At 68.1% G+C, this 20219-nt stretch carries 17 protein-coding genes; 10 read left to right on the plus strand and 7 right to left on the minus strand.

Annotated features, from left to right (window positions below; translation table 11 throughout):
- Positions 1–54: 54 nt before the first annotated feature.
- A complete protein-coding gene (locus QJR12_RS14425; RefSeq protein WP_300583772.1) occupies positions 55–1656 on the minus strand; it encodes an MFS transporter in 1602 nt (533 codons plus the stop codon).
- A gap of 198 nt (positions 1657–1854) precedes the next feature.
- Here QJR12_RS14425 and QJR12_RS14430 point away from each other — a divergent pair, with 198 nt between their 5' ends.
- Positions 1855–2631 carry a DUF3027 domain-containing protein gene (locus QJR12_RS14430; protein ID WP_300583587.1) on the plus strand — a complete coding sequence of 259 codons (777 nt, stop codon included), beginning with the start codon at positions 1855–1857 and terminating at the stop codon, positions 2629–2631.
- Positions 2632–2775: 144 nt separating this feature from the next.
- Here QJR12_RS14430 and QJR12_RS14435 read toward each other — a convergent pair whose 3' ends face one another.
- Positions 2776–3075: a DUF2530 domain-containing protein gene (locus tag QJR12_RS14435; RefSeq protein WP_300583775.1), complete on the minus strand. Its 300-nt coding sequence runs from the start codon at positions 3073–3075 to the stop codon at positions 2776–2778.
- Positions 3076–3114: 39 nt separating this feature from the next.
- On the opposite strand from QJR12_RS14435, the gene QJR12_RS14440 reads away from it, so the two are divergent.
- From QJR12_RS14440 to QJR12_RS14450, 3 genes are read left to right on the plus strand one after another with little or no spacing between them, the layout of a single operon-like run.
- Complete coding sequence (locus tag QJR12_RS14440) at positions 3115–3546, plus strand: MarR family transcriptional regulator (protein WP_300583590.1); 432 nt, start codon at positions 3115–3117, stop codon at positions 3544–3546.
- Positions 3547–3578: 32 nt separating this feature from the next.
- Positions 3579–4430 (plus strand): RNA methyltransferase, encoded by an 852-nt coding sequence (locus QJR12_RS14445; RefSeq protein WP_300583593.1) that lies wholly within the window; start codon positions 3579–3581, stop codon positions 4428–4430.
- Positions 4431–4439: 9 nt separating this feature from the next.
- Positions 4440–4733: a DUF2537 domain-containing protein gene (locus QJR12_RS14450; protein ID WP_300583596.1), complete on the plus strand. Its 294-nt coding sequence runs from the start codon at positions 4440–4442 to the stop codon at positions 4731–4733.
- A 12-nt stretch (positions 4734–4745) separates the two neighbouring features.
- On the opposite strand, the gene sepH is transcribed toward QJR12_RS14450, so the two are convergent.
- Positions 4746–5558: a septation protein SepH gene (gene sepH / locus QJR12_RS14455; protein ID WP_300583599.1), complete on the minus strand. Its 813-nt coding sequence runs from the start codon at positions 5556–5558 to the stop codon at positions 4746–4748.
- Between the two features lie 106 nt (positions 5559–5664).
- Positions 5665–6795 carry a phosphoserine transaminase gene (gene serC / locus QJR12_RS14460; RefSeq protein WP_300583602.1) on the minus strand — a complete coding sequence of 377 codons (1131 nt, stop codon included), beginning with the start codon at positions 6793–6795 and terminating at the stop codon, positions 5665–5667.
- Positions 6796–7017: 222 nt separating this feature from the next.
- Here serC and QJR12_RS14465 point away from each other — a divergent pair, with 222 nt between their 5' ends.
- Together QJR12_RS14465 and QJR12_RS14470 are read left to right on the plus strand one after the other, a co-directional pair.
- A complete protein-coding gene (locus tag QJR12_RS14465) occupies positions 7018–8052 on the plus strand; it encodes a diiron oxygenase (protein WP_300583605.1) in 1035 nt (344 codons plus the stop codon).
- A gap of 16 nt (positions 8053–8068) precedes the next feature.
- Positions 8069–9757, plus strand: a complete 1689-nt coding sequence (locus QJR12_RS14470) for an FAD-dependent oxidoreductase (protein ID WP_300583607.1) — start codon at positions 8069–8071, stop codon at positions 9755–9757.
- Between the two features lie 240 nt (positions 9758–9997).
- On the opposite strand, the gene QJR12_RS14475 is transcribed toward QJR12_RS14470, so the two are convergent.
- Entirely contained in the window at positions 9998–11116 is a 1119-nt protein-coding gene (locus QJR12_RS14475; protein ID WP_300583610.1) for a citrate synthase 2, read from the minus strand.
- A 75-nt stretch (positions 11117–11191) separates the two neighbouring features.
- On the opposite strand from QJR12_RS14475, the gene pdxH reads away from it, so the two are divergent.
- Both pdxH and QJR12_RS14485 read left to right on the plus strand, forming a co-directional pair.
- Complete coding sequence (pdxH, locus tag QJR12_RS14480) at positions 11192–11848, plus strand: pyridoxamine 5'-phosphate oxidase (protein WP_300583613.1); 657 nt, start codon at positions 11192–11194, stop codon at positions 11846–11848.
- Between the two features lie 164 nt (positions 11849–12012).
- A complete protein-coding gene (locus QJR12_RS14485; protein ID WP_300583615.1) occupies positions 12013–13308 on the plus strand; it encodes a citrate synthase in 1296 nt (431 codons plus the stop codon).
- Between the two features lie 36 nt (positions 13309–13344).
- On the opposite strand, the gene QJR12_RS14490 is transcribed toward QJR12_RS14485, so the two are convergent.
- Together QJR12_RS14490 and QJR12_RS14495 are read right to left on the minus strand one after the other, a co-directional pair.
- On the minus strand, positions 13345–14922 hold the full coding sequence (locus QJR12_RS14490) for an NAD(P)/FAD-dependent oxidoreductase (RefSeq protein ID WP_300583618.1): 1578 nt from the start codon (positions 14920–14922) through the stop codon (positions 13345–13347).
- A gap of 14 nt (positions 14923–14936) precedes the next feature.
- Entirely contained in the window at positions 14937–15200 is a 264-nt protein-coding gene (locus QJR12_RS14495; RefSeq protein ID WP_300583620.1) for a DUF2630 family protein, read from the minus strand.
- A 165-nt stretch (positions 15201–15365) separates the two neighbouring features.
- Here QJR12_RS14495 and QJR12_RS14500 point away from each other — a divergent pair, with 165 nt between their 5' ends.
- Both QJR12_RS14500 and QJR12_RS14505 read left to right on the plus strand, forming a co-directional pair.
- Positions 15366–17582: an MMPL family transporter gene (locus tag QJR12_RS14500; protein ID WP_300583623.1), complete on the plus strand. Its 2217-nt coding sequence runs from the start codon at positions 15366–15368 to the stop codon at positions 17580–17582.
- Between the two features lie 150 nt (positions 17583–17732).
- A complete protein-coding gene (locus QJR12_RS14505; protein ID WP_300583626.1) occupies positions 17733–20198 on the plus strand; it encodes a PEP-utilizing enzyme in 2466 nt (821 codons plus the stop codon).
- Positions 20199–20219: the final 21 nt, after the last annotated feature.

Genomic DNA, 20219 nt, shown 5'->3' on the forward strand with positions numbered 1-20219 from the left:
GATCACCTTACGCGGCATACGGGTCTAACGGGGCGCGCCACGCGAACACCCGGCTCACTGCCATGTCGGCGCCGAGCCGGTGCCCCGGGGTCCCCCTTGCCGTTCGACGAGAACCGGTCGGTTGCCGCCCAAGCCCGGAATCAACGAGTCGCCGTGGAAGCTGACGATCGTCTGCGCCAGGCCCAGGATCAACAGCGCGGTGACCACGGTGAAGCCGATCCACAGCTCGGTGTACACCAGCACGCCCAGCGCGCCGCCAAGCACCCAGGCCAGCTGCAAGGTCGACTCCGACCGCCCGAACGCCGACGCACGTGACCGCTCGGGCAGATCATCCTGCAGCGTGGCGTCCAACGAGGCCTTCGCGATGGCGCTCGACCCGGAGGTGACCAGCGTGGCGGCAGCGGCCACCAACCAGCTCCCGGTCACCGCGACCGCCAGCGCGGCCGCGGTGACCGCGACGGTGCAGCGCACCACCAGCACCGTGGGTCTGCCCAGCCGCAGCCGTGCGCTGGTGAAATTGCCGGCGAAATTACCGATCGCCGCGGCGGCGCCAATGAGGCTCAGCATGCCGAGCTGCACCCATCCGCTGCTGTCGTGTGCCTTGGCGACGAACGCCGGGTACAAAAACAGGAAACCGACCATTACTTTGATGGTCGCGTTTCCCCACAATGCGGTAATGATGTTGCGGCCCAGCGGTTGTCGAACTCCCGTTACCCGCTTGACGTCTTCCGGCCAACTGCGGCGCGGCCGGTCGGTGCGCCGCCGATAGCTCAAAGTGGTCGGCACCTCGCCCGCGGTCACCTCAACCCAGCGGGGAATCCGCATCGACAGCCAGGCCCCGGCGATGCTGACCACCACGATGACCAACAGGGCCCCGGGCAGCGCGAACAAATGGGTGCCCACGAACTCCACCCCGGAGGCCAGCGCACCGCCGACGACGGTGCCGCCGAGCAGTCCGAACACCGTCAGTCGAGAGTTGACGCGTACCAAGTCGATCGTTGGCGGCATCACCCGCGGTGTCACCGCGCTGCGCAGCACCGAAAACGACTTCGAGAGCACCATCATGGCCAGCGCGCACGGGTAGAGCACCCACGGCGGAAAGCTGCCGCTGGCCCCGTCGTAGTTCACAATCAGCGTCAGCGCCAGCACGGTTCGCAGCCCGAACGACATCGCCAGCGCCACCCGGCGACCGTGCTGCAGCCGGTCCAGAGCCGGCCCGATCAACGGGGCGATCACCGCGAACGGCGCGATCGTGATCGCGAGGTACAACGCGACCCGGTCTTTGCTCTCTGCGGTGGCTGCAGCAAAGAATAGCGTGTTGGCCAGCGCCACCGCCATCGCCGAGTCCACCGCAAAATTTGCCACCACCGGCCAGGTCAGCGCCGTCAGCCCGGATTTGTCGGCACCGTCGGCGGTGGCGGCCTTCTGGACCAGCCAGTACATCCGCGACCCCATTTCGCGGCCGCGCTGCGCGGCGGCCCGGGCGACGGTGCTGCGCTCGGCGGGGCCGGAAGGCGGCGGCTGCCGGCGGTCGGCCGGTTCGGCCCGGCGGTGCAACGGGGGAAGGTAGCGATTGGCGCTGGGCATCGGCGGCGGGCGGCGCAATCGCGGATAGCCCGCGGGATCCTCGGCGACGGTGGGCGGGTCGTTGACCATACCCGGGTGCTCGCCGAGCGGTTGGCCGCCGCCGCGGCGCCCCGATGGGGACGCCAGCCGGCCCCGGGAATCACGGCGCCGCCCAGTCACGCGTTCATTCTCCCCCATGTCGACCGCCCGGGTCCGCAGGCGCCAGGGTGTGGCTCGCCGGCTTGGTCATCCGGCAGTATTGACGTTGACGCGGAAAGAAGGAACGTCGTGACCAGTCCCACCGAACAATCCCCTGCGCCGACTGCCGCGGAGTGGCCGGAGGGGCTTGCGGCAGTGCTCACCGGCGCGGTCGCCCAGGCCAGGGCGGCCGTCGAGGAGTTCAGCGGCCCCGAGACGGTCGGTGACTATCTGGGGGTCAGCTACGAAGATCCGGTCGCCGCCACCCACCGGTTCCTGGCCCATCTGCCGGGCTATCGGGGATGGCAGTGGGCGGTGGTGGTGGCGGCCTATCCGGGTGCCGACCACGCCACGATCAGCGAAGTGGTCTTGCTGCCCGGTCCCACCGCACTGTTGGCCCCGGATTGGGTGCCGTGGGAGCGGCGGGTCCGGCCGGGGGATTTGGGCCCCGGAGACCTGCTCGCGCCGCCACCCGAGGATCCCCGGCTGGTTCCGGGTTACACCGCCAGCGGGGATCCCCAGGTTGATGACACCGCCGCCGAGATCGGGCTGGGGCGGCGCCGGGTGATGAGCGCCTGGGGCCGCGCGCAGGCGGCCCAACGCTGGCACAACGGTGAGTACGGTCCACGGTCGCCGATGGCGCAGGCCTCCATGCGGGTCTGCCGCACCTGCGGGTTTTTCTTGCCGCTGGCCGGATCGCTGGGGGCGATGTTCGGGGTCTGCGGCAACGAGATGGCGGCCGACGGGCACGTCGTCGATATCGAGTACGGCTGCGGGGCGCACTCCGATACCCCGGCCCCCGCGGGCGGTGGCTCGCCGATGTACGAGCCGTACGACGACGGTGTCCTCGACATCGTGGACCGCTAAGACCTGCCGACAGCTGCCTTCGACCGCCCGGCTTTCCTGGCCGGTCGGCCCCAGCTCATAGCTTCAGGTCGGGCCGTCGGCGGCACCGTGCAGGCCAGCTTTTTGCGGCACCGGCTGGCAACGGGCCAACCTCCCGGGCGGTGTTTAGGGCCGGCAATCGGTCGCTATTCCCTTTCGGTTGCGACGGGATTCCAGTCCGGTTTGCGCTCCCCGCACGCCCCGGCGGGCCGCGTCGCGCTGCCACAGGAAGATACCCGTGCCCAGCAACCCGACACCGAGCCCGGCCAGCGTCACCGGACGCCAACTCCCAAAGGCGGGGATGGTGAACGCGACCACGGCGGCCGCCAACCAGGCCAGCGCGCCGACCGCAATGACCGGCCACACCTCCAGCAGCGCCGCGGGCAGTGGCGGCGGTTGGGGACTGCTATTGCGGTTCACCGGCATCGCGATCACCCTACCGTTGTACGTTGTACCCTTCGCGCTGTGACGGATGCGGACACGCGGCTGGCCAGTGACTTATCGCTGGCGGTCATGCGGCTGGCCCGCCAGCTGCGGTTTCGCCGCTCCCAGTCGCCGGTGTCGTTGTCGCAGCTGTCGGCGTTGGCGACCCTGGGCACCGAGGGTCCGATGACACCCGGCGCGCTGGCGGTTCGGGAACGGGTGCGTCCGCCGTCCATGACCCGGGTGGTCGCCTCGTTGGTCGAACTGGGTTTGGTCCATCGCACCGCCCACCCGATCGACGGGCGTCAAGTCCTGGTCTCGGTGTCGGCCGCCGGAGCTCAGCTGCTGGAGGCGGAACGCCGTGCCGGCCGCGAGTGGCTGGCCCAGCGCCTTGCCTCCCTGGACAGCGCCCAACGCGACACGCTGCGCGATGCGGCCCGGCTGATCTTGGCTTTGGTTGACGAAAGCCCGTGAGCGCAGGCGGTTTCGCACAGCATACCGGCCGGGTGGCGAGCGGGGATAGCGTGCAGGTGGTCGACGTGGACGACCCGGCCGATCCGCGGCTCGATGATTTCCGCGATTTGAACAGCGTTGACCGCCGACCCGATCTGCCGACCGGCAGGGGTCTGGTGATCGCCGAGGGTGTGCTGGTGGTACGGCGGATGCTCTCGTCTCGGTTCAGGCCGCTGGCGCTGCTCGGTACCGACCGCAGGCTCACCGAGCTCACGGATGATCTGAAGGGCAGCGGTGCACCGTATTACCGGGTGTCCGCCGAGGTCATGGCAAAGGTGGTCGGCTTTCACCTCAACCGCGGGGTGCTGGCGGCGGCACGGCGGGTGCCCGAGCCCGGTGTCGCGCAGGTGGTCTATCAAGCGCGCACCGTCGCGGTGCTCGAGGGTGTCAACGACCACGAGAATCTGGGCTCGATTTTCCGTAACGCGGCCGGGCTGGGCGTCGACGCGGTGGTGCTGGGCAGGGGCTGCGCTGATCCGCTGTACCGCCGGGCTGTCCGGGTTTCAATGGGCCACGCCCTGCTCGTGCCGTACGCTCGCGCACGTGACTGGCCTTCGGGCCTAATTGCGCTGCGCCAGAGCGGTTTTGATTTACTGGCGATGACGCCACACGCTGCCGCCCGCCCGTTGCCGGAGGTCATGGCGACGCGGCGGGACCAACGGATCGCGGTGCTGCTGGGCGCCGAAGGCGCGGGCCTGACGCCGGCCACCATGCGGATCTGCGACGAGCGGGTGCGCATCCCGATGTCGCGGGGTACCGACTCCCTCAACGTCGCCACCGCGGCCGCGGTGGCGTTCTACGAGCGCGCTCTGGCAGCCCCGGGACGAGCCGGCCGTCCGGGATAAGCTCGCGGGGTGACCGACGAGCCCACGCCGTGGGGGACCGGGCTGACGGTGGCCGGGTTCGTCGCCGCAGTGACCGGGGCGGCGGTCGTGGTGTTGAGTCTGGGGGTGATTCGGGTGCACCCGCTGTTGGCCGTCGGCCTGAACATCATCGCGGCCGCGGGGCTGGCGCCGACCCTGTGGGGTTGGCGGCGCATCCCGGTACTGCGCTGGTTTGTGCTGGGAGCGGCCGCCGGTGTGGCCGGCGCCTGGCTCACGCTGGTGACCCTCGCGGTGTCCAGAGCGGGTTGGCCGGCGCCGGGGTGAGGGCCGACGGGTTTACCGTGGCCCCCCCGAGCGCACCCCCAACAGCACGTCCTCCCATGCCGGAACCGCCGGCTTGCGGCGCCGCGCGGGTGTCGAGCCGGCCTTGCCGCCGGGTGCGGCCTCGGGGGCCGGTGGCGGGTCGGGCTGGTCGAAGTCGAGTTGGGCAACGGTGGCCAGCGGACGCAGCGGACGGTCGAAATCCGGGTCGATGAGCTCGCTGGCCGCGTCGTCGAGGGCGATGATCGTTCCCCCGTGGGCACCGGGGGTGAAACGGAAATGCGCGAGGTTGTCCGAGCGGCCGGCTTTCCAGGCCACCTGCACCGTCCAGCACCCGTCTTCGTTGCGCCACGCGTCCCAACCGGTGGTGTCGGCGTTCAGGCCACGTGCCACCAGTGCGGCGGTGACGGTCTCCAGCAGCGTCATCACCGCGGGGCCGTCGGCGAGCACCGGGTGTGCGGCCATTGCCAGTTCGGCAGCGCGGGACCGTTCAAGCAGTACCGGGTGGGCAAACCGCGCGACCCGGTCGACATCCGCCCCGGTTGCCTCGGCCACCTGCTCGACGGAGGCACCTGCCCGGATACGCGCTTGAATCTCCTTGGGACTCAGCGTATTGGGCGTATTGGGCGTATTGGGCGTATTGGGCGTATTGGGCATATTGGAGGCCTCGATGCCGATCTGGGTTTGTCGTGGCCCCAGTCCATCACCGCACACGGCCGCGCGCAGCCGATCGTCTGCGCGCAGCCGGAACTTCTCGGCCGGGTCATCACCCTCGCAGATGATGTGTTTGCCGTCGACATCCAGGCCGACGACTTTGAGTTCCCGCATCGCTTCTCCTCGGGAGGCTCGTGGCAGACCAGCGCCGGGCCTGTCAGCGCACTGTAACGCAACCGCCGGCGTTAGCCGCGCTGACACGCGGACCGGCAGAGTGCCGTTAAAGCCGCTCGACGACCCAGTCGACACACTCGGTCAGCGCGCTGACGTCATCGGGGTCGACCGCGGGGAACATGCCAACCCGCAACTGATTGCGGCCAAGCTTGCGGTATGGCTCGGTGTCGACGATGCCGTTGGCGCGCAGCACCTTGGCGACCGCGGCGGCGTCGACGTCGTCGACGAAGTCGATGGTGCCCACCACCTGGGAGCGCAGCTGGGGGTCGGCAACGAACGGCGTGGTGTAAGGGCGCGCCTGAGCCCAGGAGTAGAGCCGTTGCGAAGAGTCCGCGGTGCGCTTGACCGCCCACTCGAGTCCACCGTTTTCGATCAACCAGTCGATCTGTTCGGCGAGAAGCACCAGCGTCCCGATCGCCGGGGTGTTGTATGTCTGATTTTTCCGGCTGTTCTCCACCGCGATCGGCAGCGATAGGAAGTCGGGCACCCAGCGCCCGCCGGCGGCGATGGTCTCGATCCGGCCCAGCGCCGCCGGGCTCAGGATGGCGATCCACAATCCGCCGTCGCTGGCGAAGTTCTTCTGCGGCGAAAAGTAGTAGGCGTCGGCTTCGGAGATGTCGACCGGCAGGCCACCGGCGCCCGAGGTGGCGTCGATGACCACCAGCGCATCGCCGGAGTCGGCGGGCCGACGTATCGGGACCGCCACTCCGGTGGATGTCTCGTTGTGCGCCCACGCGATGACGTCCACCGACGGATCACTTCGCGGTTCGGGGGCGCTGCCGGGTTCGGACTCGATGATGATCGGGTCGCCGACGAACGGATTCTTGGCGACCGCCTTGGCGAACTTCGAGCTGAATTCGCCGTAAGCCAGGTGCAGGGAGCGCTGGTCGATCAACCCGAACGCCGCCGCGTCCCAAAACGCGGTCGCCCCGCCGTTGCCCAGGACGACCTCGTAGCCGTCGGGCAGGGAGAAGAATGCGGCGAGCCCCGACCGCACCCGGCCGACCAGATCCTTGACCGGCGGTTGGCGGTGCGACGTGCCAAACAGCCCGGCCGCGGCCCCAGCCAGGGCCTGCAATTGTTCGGGCCGGACCTTTGACGGGCCGCAACCGAAGCGGCCGTCGCGGGGTTTGATGGTCTCCGGAATTTGGAGGGGAATCGTCAGCGGGTCAGCCATGACCCCAGGGTAGTGTGGGGCCCCCAGCCGGCGACGACGCGGGCCGGGACAGCCGGGGATCGGCTGGTGGGCGGCCCCGCCGCAGGGTGAGCCGACTCACACCGATGGCCCGTTGAGCCGATTGCGTCACAGTCGACGGCGGGATCTGGCTAATTCCCGGTACCGGCGGTACCGTGTCGCTACAACACGCCCTATTGTCAACGTCTCCTGGGGATTGCTCATATGGCTCGGACGAAAACGGTGCAGCGTTGGCGCCGCAACATGGAGGTGCGGGACGACGCCGAGTACGTGGACCTGTTGACCACCCTGTCCGAGGGGTCGGTGCGGCGCAGCTTCAACCCGTACACCGACATTGACTGGACATCGCCCGATTTCGTGGTCACCGAAAACGATCCGCGCTGGATTCTGCCGCACACCGACCCGCTGGGCCGTCATCCCTGGTATCTGGCGCAGTCGCAGCAACGCCAGATCATGATCGGCAGATATCGGCAGGCCAACGTCGCCAAGGTCGGCCTGCAGTTCGAGAACATCCTGATCCGGGGGCTGATGCAGTACTCGTTTTGGGTGCCCAACGGCTCACCGGAGTACCGGTATTGCCTGCACGAGGCGGTCGAAGAATGCAACCACACCCTGATGTTTCAAGAGTTGGTGAACCACATCGGCGCCGACGTGCCGGGCATGCCCCGGCTGCTGCGCTGGGCCGCGCAGGTGATCCCGCTGGTCGCCGGTCCGCTGCCGGTCCCGTTTTTCTTCGGCGTGCTGGCCGGCGAGGAGCCCATCGACCACACCCAGAAAAGCGTGCTGCGCGAGGGTAAGACGCTGCCACCGGTCATCGAGCGGGTGATGGCCATCCACGTGGCCGAGGAGGCGCGGCATATCTCTTTTGCCCACGCCTATCTGCGCAAGCGGGTTCCGCGCCTGTCGCGGCGCAAGCGGTTTTGGCTGTCGCTTTACGTGCCGGTAGTGATGCGGATCTTGTGTTCGGCCATCCTGGTGCCGCCGAAGGCTTTCTGGCGGGAGTTTGATATCCCGCGCGAGGTGAAAAAGGAGCTGTTCTTCCGCGCACCCCAGTCGCGGCAGATGCTGCGCGACATGTTCGCCGATGTGCGCATGCTCTGCCACGACACCGGGCTGATGAACCCGATAGCCAAGATCGTGTGGCGGGTCTGCAAGATCAACGGCAAGCCGGCGCGTTATCGCAGCGAACCGCAGCGGCAACACCCGGTCGGGGCCGCCGGGGCATTCTCGGGAAGCTGACGGGACGCGCCGCTCCGTGCCGCACGTAATTACCCAGTCATGCTGTAACGACGGGTCCTGTGTCTTCGCCTGCCCGGTGAACTGCATTCACCCCACCCCCGACGAGCCGGGGTTTGCCACCGCCGAGATGCTCCACATCGACCCGGCTGCCTGCGTGGACTGCGGTGCCTGTGTCGGCGCCTGCCCGGTGGGAGCAATCGCCCCCGACACTCGCCTGTCGCCCGAACAACGGCGGTTCGTCGAACTCAACGCGTCGTTTTATCCGCCGCGCCCGGCCGGCGTGAAGCCACCGCCGACATCGACGCTGGCCCCGGTGATTCCGGCCGCCGAGGTGCGCCCCCGCCGCCGGCCGCTGACCGTGGCGATTGTGGGGTCCGGGCCCGCGGGGATGTATGCCGCCGACGAGTTGCTCACCCAGCGCGGCGTGCGGGTGAACGTCTTCGAAAAGCTGCCCGCGCCCTACGGGTTGCTGCGGTTCGGGGTGGCGCCCGATCACCAGGACACCAAGCGGATCACCCGGCTCTTCGACCGGATCGCCGGCCAGCGCGGCTTTCGTTTTTACCTCAACGTCGAGATCGGCAAGCACCTGAGTCACGCCGACCTGTTGGCCCACCATCACGCCGTGCTGTATGCGATCGGCGCGTCCGATGACCGGCGGCTAAACGTCGACGGGTTGGGCCTGCCGGGTACCGGCAGCGCCACCGAACTGGTCTCCTGGATCAATGGTCATCCCGAGTTCACTGACCTGCCAATCGGTTTCCACCATGAGCGTGTCGTCATCATCGGCAACGGCAACGTCGCTTTGGATGTGGCCCGGGTACTGACCGCCGACCCCGACCGGCTGGCCCGCACCGACATCGCCGATCACGCGCTGCAGGCATTGCGTACCTCGACGATCCGCGAGGTGGTGATCGCGGCGCGGCGCGGCCCTGCGCACTCGGCGTTCACCCTGCCCGAGCTGATCGGGCTGACGAGCGCCTCCGACGTCGTGCTCGACGCTGCCGACCACGAGCTGGTGCTAAACGATCTGGCCACCGTCTCCGACCCGTCGACCAGGGCCAAGCTGCAAATCCTCAGCACAGTTCCCGACGGCGCTACTCCCGTGCTCCGGCCACGAATCCGGCTGGCCTACCGGCTCACCCCCAGGCGGATCCTCGGCGAGCAGCGTGTCAGCGGCATAGAGTTCACCGTCACCGGCACCGACCGGGTGTGCCGCCTGGATGCGGGCCTGGTGCTGACGTCGATCGGCTACCGCGGCAGGCCCATTCCCGATCTGCCGTTCGACGGGGCCGCCGGCGTGGTTCCCAACGACGGCGGCCGGGTCATCGACCCGGGCGCCGGCCGGCCGGTGCCCGGCGCGTATGTGGCGGGCTGGATCAAACGCGGGCCCACCGGATTCATCGGCACCAACAAGTGCTGCTCGATGCAAACCGTGCGGACCCTGGTGGGCGACTTTAACGATGGCCTGTTGTCCGATCCCGTGGCCGGTCCGGGCGCACTGAGCACATTGGTGCGAAAACGGCAGCCCGACGTCGTGGACGCCGCGGGATGGCAGGCGATCGATGCCGCCGAGATCGCGCGCGGCAACCTGGCGGGCCGCCCCCGCAACAAGTTCACCGATATCGCCGGGATGCTGACGGCCGCAGCGGCCGCGCCGCGGCCGCTGCGGCACCGGTTGGCCGATAGGCTACGACAATTGGCTTAGCCACATCTGGCACCCGAGCCGCGCTCAGACGGGATCTGCGCTGTGCCCGCCTTCGAGCGAGTTCGCCGTGAAATCGCTCGAAGACGGGCAGATAGTGCATCTGCTGTCCGGCGACGCAGGTGGCCGATGTGGCCATCGCCATCGCGGGGGTTAAGACCCGCCGATCGCCGCGGTGATCTCCTCCATGCTGACCTCATCGCGGCGCGGCCCAGCCAACCACGGAGCACCGACAACCGCGCCTTAGGACGTGCGAATGTCGTTCCAGCCCTCGACGGATTCCAGGCTGCGCGGACCCGGCCCCACGTAGATCGCCGACGGGCGCACCAGCTTGCCCAGCCGCTTCTGCTCGAGAATGTGAGCGCACCAGCCGGCGGTGCGTCCGCAGGTGAACATCGCCGGCATCATCTTGGCCGGCACCCGGGCGAAGTCCAGCACCACGGCCGCCCAGAACTCGACGTTGGTTTCGATCGCCCGGTCGGGACGCCGCTCCCGCAGCTCGGTGAGTGCCGCCTGCTCCACGGCCAGCGCCACCTCGTAGCGCGGCGCACCCAACCGTTTAGCGGTGGCCCGCAATACCCGTGCCCTCGGATCCTCGGCGCGATAGACCCGGTGCCCGAACCCCATCAACTTTTCCCCGCGGTCCAGGATTTTCTTGACCAGACCGCGGGCGTCACCGGTCCGTTCGACTTCTTCGAGCATGGGCAGCACCCGGGCCGGCGCACCACCGTGCAGCGGGCCGCTCATCGCGCCGATCGCCCCGGACAGCGCCGCTGCCACGTCCGCTCCGGTCGAGGCGATCACCCGCGCGGTGAACGTCGAGGCGTTCATCCCGTGCTCGGCGGCCGACACCCAGTACGCGTCGACGGCCTCGATATGGCGCGGGTCGGGCTCACCCTGCCAACGCGTCATGAAACGTGCTGTGACGGTTGGGCATTCGTCGATGACTCGTTGCGGAACCGCCGGTTGGTAGATGCCGCGAGCCGACTGTGCCACATACGACAGCGCCATCACCGACGCCCGGGCCAGTTGCTCGCGGGCGGTAGCGTCATCGACGTCCAGCAGCGGTTGATAGCCCCAGATGGGCGCCAGCATCGCCAGCCCGGCCTGGACGTCGACGCGCACGTCACCGCTGTGGATCGGCAGCGGGAACGGCTCGGCGGGGGGCAGCCCGTGACCGAATTTGCCATCCACCAGCAAAGCCCACACATCGCCGAAGGTGACCTGCCGGCTCACCAAATCCTCGATGTCGACGCCGCGGTAGCGCAGCGCGCCGCCGTCCTTATCCGGCTCGGCGATCTCGGTGGTAAAAGCCACCACCCCGTCCAGGCCGGCGACAAAGTTCTCAGGGACAACCGTCATACCCGGATTCTCGCACCCCGCTTTTCGGTCGCCGCCACCGGTTGGCGGTAGCGCCGGCCTAGTAGCGTGGGGGTGGTGGCGGGTCCGGAGAGGGAACATCTGGCGGCTATGCGGGTGGAATACGGGGCGGAAAAGGACGGCTGCGGCGATCTGGACGTCGACTGGCTCGATGACGGCTGGCTTGCGTTGTTCCGCCGATGGCTCGACGACGCCGAACGCGCCGGAGTCGCAGAACCCAACGCGATGGTGCTGGCCACCGTGGCATCGGGCCGGCCGGTCACCCGATCGGTGCTCTGCAAAGACGCGGACGAGAGCGGGATCACCTTCTTCACCAGCTATGAGTCGGCGAAGGCGGCCGAGCTGGCGGCGACGCCGTATGCGTCGGCGACGTTCCCGTGGTACCGGCTGGGCCGGCAGTTCCACATCCGCGGGCGGGTCAGCAAGGTCAGTCGGCAGGCCACCGAGGAGTACTGGTCTCGGCGGCCCCGCGGCTCCCAGCTGGGTGCCTGGGCGTCCCATCAGTCCCAGCCCATCGCGTCCCGCCACGCGCTGCTCGAACGTTTGGCTGAGGTCAGCGCGCGTTTTGCGGGCCAAGAACACATCCCGGCGCCGCCGGATTGGGGTGGTTACCGCATCGCGCCCGACGTGGTCGAATTTTGGCAAGGTCGAGAAAATCGGCTGCACAACCGGATTCGTGTCATCGGGGATCGGGTCGAGCGTCTCCAGCCTTGAGCGCGGCGACGATGCGCGCGGCGAAGCGGCGCGGGCAGGAGCCGGGTGCTCGTCGGCGCGGTGGCCGCCCCGGGCGGGCGCTCCGACGCGACAGCGACTACCTTCGACTATGCGCACCTAGTAAGGCCAGCGTTGTCAGCAGTGAAAAGCGCAAAGGGGTTCTTGTGGCCGCAACCGACGACACCGCCACCCTCCGTTATCCCGGAGGCGAGGTGGACCTGCAGATTGTCCACGCCACCGAGGGGGCCGACGGCATTGCGCTGGGCTCACTGCTGGCCACAACCGGGTACACCACGTTCGACGTCGGCTACGTCAATACCGCCTCCACCAAAAGTGCGATCACCTTCATCGACGGCGACGCGGGTATCCTCCGCTACCGCGGCTATCCGATCGAGCAGCTCGCCGAGAAGTCGACCTTCATCGAAGTCAGCTACCTGCTGATCTACGGCGAGTTGCCGACCAGGGAGCAGCTGGCGGCGTTCACCGGCCAAATCCAGCGGCACACCATGCTGCACGAGGACCTCAAGCGCTTCTTCGACGGTTTTCCCCGCAACGCGCATCCGATGCCGGTGTTGTCCAGCGTGGTCAACGCGCTGTCGGCGTATTACCCCGATTCCCTGGACCCGATGGATAACGGTCAGGTCGAGCTGTCCACGATCCGGTTGCTGGCCAAGCTGCCCACGATCGCCGCCTACGCCTACAAGAAGTCGGTCGGACAGCCCTTCCTCTACCCGGACAACACCCTCACACTGGTGGAAAACTTCCTGCGGATGACGTTCGGGCTGCCCGCGGAGCCCTACCAGGTGGACCCCGAGGTCGCCCGGGCGCTGGACATGTTGTTCATCCTGCACGCCGACCATGAGCAGAACTGCTCGACGTCCACGGTGCGCCTCGTCGGGTCGTCGCGGGCCAACCTGTTCACATCGATCTCGGGCGGAATCAACGCGCTGTGGGGCCCGCTGCACGGCGGCGCCAACCAGGCGGTGCTCGAGATGCTCGAGCAGATCCGCGAAAATGGCGGTGACGTCCGCGAATTCGTCCGCAAGGTGAAAAACCGCGAAGCCGGTGTCAAGTTGATGGGCTTCGGCCACCGCGTCTATAAGAACTATGATCCGCGCGCGCGGATCGTCAAGGAGCAGGCGGACAAGATCCTCGCCAAGGTGGGCGGCGATGACGCCTTGCTGCAGATCGCCAAGGATCTGGAGGAAGTGGCGCTGTCCGATGACTATTTCATCGAGCGCAAGCTCTACCCCAACGTGGACTTTTACACCGGGCTGATCTACCGGGCTCTGGGCTTTCCGACCCGGATGTTCACCGTGTTGTTCGCACTGGGGCGACTGCCGGGCTGGATCGCGCACTGGCGGGAGATGCACGACGAGGGTGACAGCAAGATCGGTCGTCCGCGCCAGATCTACGTCGGGCACCGCAAGCGGGATTACGTCACCATCGATGCGCGCTAGCCGGAGGCGGACGGCGGCGCGTCCGCGGGCACCGCGTTAACCCGAAGCGAGCACCGCCATCGCGGCGTTGTGACCACCGACACCGGAGACCACTCCGCCGCGGCGGGCGGCGGAGCCGCACAGCAGGATGCGCTCATGGGCGGTGGCCACCCCCCATTGCCGCGCCGGGGTATCCAGGGGATCGTCGTCATCAGCGAACGGCCAGCGCAACGCGCCGTGAAAGATGTTGCCGCCGCTCATCATCAGCGTGCGGTCCAGATCTGCGGTGGTCATCGTCTCGACGCAGAGCCGGCTCTGCGCATCGGTCATCAACAGATTCTGAATGGGCTCGGCCAGAACGGAGTTCAGCGAGGCAAATACCGACTCGGTGAGCCGGTGGCGCAACAGGCCGGGGTCGCTGTGGCACAACAACGAATGCGGCGTGTGCAGGCCGAACACGCTCAGCGCCTGAGCACCCAGGTCACGCAGTCCGGGTGACAGGATGCTCGGGTCGGTCAGGGAATGGCAGTAGGCCTCGCACGGCAACGGATCCGGTAGCCGCCCGGCCGTCGCCTGCGAATATGCCCTTTGCAGCTGGGTCCAGGTCTCGTTGACGTGGAAGGTCCCCCCGAATGCCTGCTCCGGGGTCACCCCGTTGTCGCGCAACCGGGGCAGCCGCCGCAGCAGCATGTTCACCTTGACCTGTGACCCCTGGGCCAGCGCCGGCCGGGGTTCGCCCAGCAAGCGTGCCAGCACCACCGGGGTGACACCGGCCAGGACGAAGCGACCCCGGATCAGGTGTTCGTGGCCGCCCTGGCGGTAGCGGACCTCGCCATCCGGGTTCACGTCGTAAACGCTTGCCCCGGTTACGATCTCAGCTCCGTGGCCAACGGCCGCGGTCGCCAGGGCCGTCGTCAGCGAACCCATCCCGCCGACCGGGATATCCCATCTCCCGGTGCCGCCGCCGAGCAGGTGATACAGAAAGCAGATGTTCTGCTGCAGGGACCGGTCGTCGAGGCGAGTGAAGGTGCCGATCAGCGCGTCGGTGGCGATCACGCCGCGGACCAGGTCATTGCCCACCGCGGCGGCGATGGCGTGCCCGATCGGCTGCTCGGTCATGGCGTGCCATGCGTCGGCGGCTTCGGGGCCGGCGCCGTCGAGGACGTGCCGGCGGGCCTCGTCCCGGGTGCGCAGCGGCTCGGTCAGCGTCGGCCACAGCCGCTCGGTCACCAGCCGACAACGCCGGTAAAACCCGGCAAACGCGGCCTGATCGGCGCCGGCGCCGATCGCCGGGAACGTTCCGTGGGCATCCGCTGCGATCAGCAGGCCGGTGTTTCCCCGGGTGGCCGGGTCGGGGGTGTAGGACGAATAGCGCCGCCGGGCCAACCGCACGGGAACGCCCAGATCGTCGACGATGCGTGGCGGCAGCAGGCTAACCAGGTACGCATAGCGCGACAACCGGGCGTCGACACCCGGAAACGCCCGCACCGACACGGCGGCCCCACCGACGTGGTCCAGCCGTTCCAGCAGTCGCACCCGCAGACCCGCGCGGGCCAGATAGCCGGCTGCCACCAGGCCGTTGTGCCCACCGCCCACGACGATGGCGTCGTAATCCCGTGCCGGGCGGCCGGCCATTCGACAGCCGGTCGTCAGCCGGTGTAGCCCTCGACCTGGCCCGGCGGACGCACCGTCGCCGCACCGGGGTCGCGACCGGTTTCGCGCAGCGCCCGACGTTGCCGCAGCAAATCCCAGCACTGGTCGAGTTCGATTTCCACCCGGCGCAGCCGCTCCTGCTCCTCGGACCGGGTGATCTGGTGGTGCTGGAGCTGCTCTCGCAGCGCTTTCTCCTCGGCGACCAGGTCACGGATGCGCGTCAGCGTGTCACCGTCGGTCGGATTCGGTTCGTCACCCACCGCTTCAGTGTGCCCGATGAACTCCGCCGGTGCGGCCCCACCGGCAGCCGTGCGATCGTCGGCGTGAACGATTGACCGAGCGGTGGGCCGCCGAGCCGCTCCGGCGGGTGGGCAAAGCTAACACCAGCCCGCGCGTCGACACCGCGGTAGACCGAAGGGATTGCCGTGCTGGAAGGAATCGCTCGACTGGCTATCCGGGCGCCGCTCCTGGTCGTGGTCGCCGGGCTGCTGGTGATGGTCGGTGCCGCGATGTTCGGTTTCCCGGTCATCGGCAGCCTCTCCGCAGGAGGCTTCCAGGATCCGACGTCTGAGTCTGCGCGCGCCGCCGACCTGTTGTCCGCCAAGTTCGGCCGCGGCGACGTGCAGTTGGTTCTGGTGGTGTCCTCTCCGGACGGTGTGCAAGGTCCCGCCGCCCGCGCGGTCGGCACCGGTATCGTCGGGCAACTGAAGCGCTCCCCTTTCGTCGGTGAGGTGATCTCGGCCTGGACCGTCCCCCCGTCGGCTGCCGCCGGACTGGTGAGCAAAAACGGCACGTCGGGTCTCATCATCGCGGGCATCAGGGGCGGGGGAAGCGGGGGCCAGAAGCATGCGCAGGCTTTGGCCGAACGCCTGGTCGGTGACTATGGCGGGGTAAGCGTCAAGGCGGGCGGCGCGATGGCCTACGTGGAAGTCAACCGTCAATCCGAGCATGACCTGCTGCTGTTCGAGGCCTTCGCCATTCCAGTGAGTTTTCTGGCGTTGGTCTGGGTGTTCGGCGGCCTGCTGGCCGCCGCGCTGCCGATCGTGGTGGGCATCATAGCGGTCGTCGGCGCGGTGGCCTTGCTGCGGGTGATCACCTTCGCGGCACAGGTGTCAACGTTCGCGCTGAATCTGACCGTTGCCATGGGGCTGGCGCTGGCCGTCGACTACACCCTGTTGATCGTCAGCAGATTTCGCGATGAGCGGGCCGAGGGCGCCGCATCACCCGACGCGCTGATCACCGCGATGGCTACCGCCGGGCGCACCGTGCTGTTCTCGGGGATGACGGTGGGCTTCTCCATCATGGCGCTGCTGCTCTTTCCGATGTACTTCCTCAAATCGTTTGCCTTCGCCGGGGTCGCCGCGGTGACCGTCACCGTCGCCGCCGCGCTACTGGTGACGCCGGCGTTGATCGTGCTGCTGGGTGACCGGATCGACGCTTTGGACATGCGCCGGGCGGCCCGGCGGTTGCTGGGCCGGGCTGAACCGGCCCCGCGGCCGGTGAACCGGAGTTTCTGGTATCGCTGGACGAAGTTCGCCATGCGGCACGCGGTGCTTCTCGGACTGCCGGTGCTTGCTCTGCTGACGGTGCTTGGCGCCCCGTTCCTTGGCGTGAAGCTGGGCTATCCCGACGACCGGGTGCTTCCGGCCTCCGCGTCGGCCCGCCGGGTGGGCGATGAGCTGCGCCGTGATTTTGCCGCCGACCTGGACGCTGCGGTTATCGCGGTCATCCCCGACGCTGCCGGTATCACCCCCGGCCAACTGGACGGCTACGCGGCGGCGCTGTCACGGGTGCCCGACGTGGCATCGGTGTCCGCGCCCGGCGGAACATACGTCGGCGGCGCCCGCATGGGACCGCCATCCGCGCCCACCGGAATGTCGGGGGGAAGCGCGTTTGTCACGATCAACAGCACGGCGCCGTTGTTCTCGGCGGCGTCCGATACCCAACTCGAGCGACTGCACGCCATCCCCGGGCCCGCCGGGCGGCGGGTGAACTTGACGGGGACAGCGCAGATCAACCGCGACAGCGCCGCGGCGATCAGCAGCCGCTTGCCCACCGTGCTGACCGTGACCGCGGCCATCACGTTTGTGCTGCTGTTCCTGCTGACCGGCAGCGTGGTCATTCCGATCAAGGCGCTCGTTCTCAATGTGCTGTCGCTGACCGCGACGTTCGGCGCGCTGGTATGGGTGTTCCAAGACGGGCACCTGGGTGGGCTGGGCACGACCAAAACCGGGACGTTGGTGGCCAATGTCCCGGTGTTGTTGTTCTGCATTGCCTTCGGGCTGTCGATGGACTACGAGGTTTTCCTGGTGTCCCGCATCCGGGAACACTGGCTGGCGATACCCGCAACCAGGAGGACATCCGCCGACAATGACGAATGCATCGCCTTGGGTTTGGCGCGTGTCGGCAGGGTGGTCACGGCGGCCGCGCTGCTGATGTCGATTTCATTCGCGGCGCTGAGCCTTTCGAGTGTGTCGATCATGCGGATGTTCGGTGTCGGTCTCACCCTTGCGGTGCTGATGGACGCCACGCTGGTGCGTATGCTGCTGGTGCCCGCGTTCATGCATGTGTTGGGCCGGGCCAACTGGTGGGCGCCCAAACCGCCGGCGGCGCTGCGGCGCACCGCAGGCACTCAGGTGTGAAAACCAGGTGTGAAAACACTGACAAGCCTGTCCGCAGCCCGCTCAACGAGATTGGCTGTTCCGCCCGGCAGGTATCGTGAGTTGTCGCGCCGTCACATGTGGTTGGGGTTGCGCCCCGGGCCGGCGAGACTCGAAGACAGGGTGGACAGTATGCGGGTCGTGGTCACCGGCACGCCGGGCGACGTAGCGTCCTGCGTCGTCAGTGAGTTGGCGCGGCGAGGCAACGAGGTGCGCCATGACCGGCACGGCACCGGAGCGCCCCCCGGCCGGCTTGGATGCGATGCGCTGGTCGTCGTGGCCGCGGCCGCCGGGGGGAACCGTGACCGCGTCGCCTCCGCCCGCGCGGAAGCTGCGCCGGCCCGGGCAGTGCTCGACGCGGCGGAACGCGTCGCGGCACCCCGGATCGTGGTGATCTTGCCGTCCCCGGGGCACCCGCCGATCACCGAAGGTCGCCTGTGCGCGTGGGATCTCTTGCGGCGCATCGAGAAATCGGGCGTCAGTTTGCTGGTGGCTCGGACCGCACCCGCTTTGGGTCGCGATACCACCGGCGCGGTTCAGCGACGCTTCGGCGCCCCCATCGTTGTCGGGATGGCGGGGAGCCGAAACACCGTGCAGTTCATCCATCACGACGATCTCGCCCGCTTCGTTGCCGAGGCGGTGGAACACCCCCGGTGGACCGGCCACCTGGATGTCGCTAACGCGGACGCTCTCGAACTGCGTGAGGTGGCCGACATCCTGGGAAAGCCCTATGTCGAACTGGATGCGGCGCGCTGGACCCGTGGTGCGCGCCGGTGGAAAACGTCGCTGTGGGCGCCCGCCGACCCACCGCTGGACACCACCAGGCTTGCTGAACTTGGCTTCGTTCCGGCCTGGACCAGTCGGGACTGTGTGGCCGACTTTCGGCTTGCCAACCGCGCGCATGTGTTCCTCGGCGCCAGAAAGGTGGCTCTGCCGTGGCGGTTTCCATGGACGAGAACACCGCCGCCGCGCCGTGACGGGTGCTCTCGGCACCCGGCCAACGATAGCGGCGGCGGCGGCGAGTTCGACACCACCGTGGATCCACGGTGGCCGGAGTTCACCTGTGCCAATATCGCCGAAGCGTTCCCCGGGCCAATGACCCCGCTGTCGCTGGAACTGGCGATGGAGGCGATGCGTGCCACCGGGGTCCTGGCCGCCCGAATCATGCAGCTGACAGGAGACATCCGTCGGGCAATGACCGAGGAGCATGTGGGGTGTTTCGGGCACAGCATCTACGTCAACCTCACGGTGTCACGCGTTGTCAGCGCGCTGCTTCCGGGTGCCGAGCCAACGGCCTGGCGGGACCTCCTTTTCGGGGCCGCATCCGGTGTCGACGCTGCTGCGCCCCGCAAGGCCAGGGCATGGGATCTCGCCCGCCGGCTACCGAAAATCGGTGTTCTACTTGGCGTCACCGGCCGGGAAACCCGCCGGATGGAGAGTGAGGCACGCGAGCGGCAACGCGACGGCGGGTACTACTCGTGCCGCACCGATGACGAGCTGTATAGCCAATTACGGTGCATGCGTGACGCGGTCGCCAACTCATGGGCGGTGGCCGCGCTCGGGTCGGCGGGAGTTGTACCGATCATGGCGCTCATCGGAAGGCAGGGCGGAACGCGTGTGGCTTCCCGGCTAAAAGCCGGTGCTGACAATTTGGCCAGCGCCGGGCTGATGCGCGGCGCATACCAGTTGGCCGGACATGCTCGCGCCGATCCGGCTATCGCCGCGATCCTGCGGGAAACCGATTCCGGCAAGGCGTTACATTGCTTGCGCCTTAACCACCCGGAGTATGCGGCTCGGGTGGACGCCGTTATCGCCGAGTATGGCCACCGCGGCCCCAACGAAACCGAGCTGTCAAGCCCGGTGTTCGCTGATACACCAGCCCGGCTGCTCGATGTTGTTGCAAAACTGATCGACTTGCCCGAACGACCCGCGACACCGGCACCGTCGATGGCTCCGAAGATGCGGCTTTTGACCCGATTGGGTGCCGAGTTCCAGCGGTCCCGCGAGCGGGCGCGCGATGCCGCCATGCGATACACGCACAACTACCGGCTGATCGTGCGTGAGCTCGGTGCACGGTTAGCGGCCCGGGGCATCATCGAACAGCCCGATGATGTCTTTTATCTGATTCGTGACGAACTCACACATCCGCCGGCCGATATCCGCTCCCGCATTGCCCGGCGTAAAGCCGAACGGACTCGGCTGGAGCGGCTGCGGCCTCCGGTGTATTTTGTGCAACGCTGGCAACCCCGCTGCGACACCACCGCGGAACTAAAACCCGGGCAGTCATTGACGGGAATCCCGGTGTCGGCCGGCTTAGCCCGGGGACGCGTCAGGGTATTGACGGCGGATTCGATCGAGGACCTACAGCCGGGCGAGGTGCTGGTGGCCGAGGCTACCGACACCGGTTGGACACCGTATTTCAGCTATGCCGCGGCGGTGGTGGTCGACATCGGGGCGGAAATGTCGCACGCGGCGGTGGTGGCGCGCGAATTCAGCATCCCCTGTGTTGTGGGATCGATAACGGCCAGCCGGATGCTGCGCACCGGGCAGCTGATCGAGGTCGACGGCTCAACCGGACGGGTTACCCGGATGAGGTAAGACACCAATGGCCCGCAGGAT

It is taken from the genome of Mycobacterium sp. (assembly GCF_029961025.1).
Classification (GTDB): Bacteria; Actinomycetota; Actinomycetes; order Mycobacteriales; family Mycobacteriaceae; genus Mycobacterium.

Coding starts and splice junctions, on each gene's coding strand:
- QJR12_RS14425 (WP_300583772.1), bottom strand. CDS start 1,656: ATGGTCAACGACCCGCCCACCGTCGCCGAGGATCCCGCGGGCTATCCG.
- QJR12_RS14435 (WP_300583775.1), bottom strand. CDS start 3,075: ATGCCGGTGAACCGCAATAGCAGTCCCCAACCGCCGCCACTGCCCGCG.
- sepH (WP_300583599.1), bottom strand. CDS start 5,558: ATGCGGGAACTCAAAGTCGTCGGCCTGGATGTCGACGGCAAACACATC.
- serC (WP_300583602.1), bottom strand. CDS start 6,795: ATGGCTGACCCGCTGACGATTCCCCTCCAAATTCCGGAGACCATCAAA.
- QJR12_RS14465 (WP_300583605.1), top strand. CDS start 7,018: ATGGCTCGGACGAAAACGGTGCAGCGTTGGCGCCGCAACATGGAGGTG.
- QJR12_RS14475 (WP_300583610.1), bottom strand. CDS start 11,116: ATGACGGTTGTCCCTGAGAACTTTGTCGCCGGCCTGGACGGGGTGGTG.
- QJR12_RS14490 (WP_300583618.1), bottom strand. CDS start 14,922: ATGGCCGGCCGCCCGGCACGGGATTACGACGCCATCGTCGTGGGCGGT.
- QJR12_RS14505 (WP_300583626.1), top strand. CDS start 17,733: ATGCGGGTCGTGGTCACCGGCACGCCGGGCGACGTAGCGTCCTGCGTC.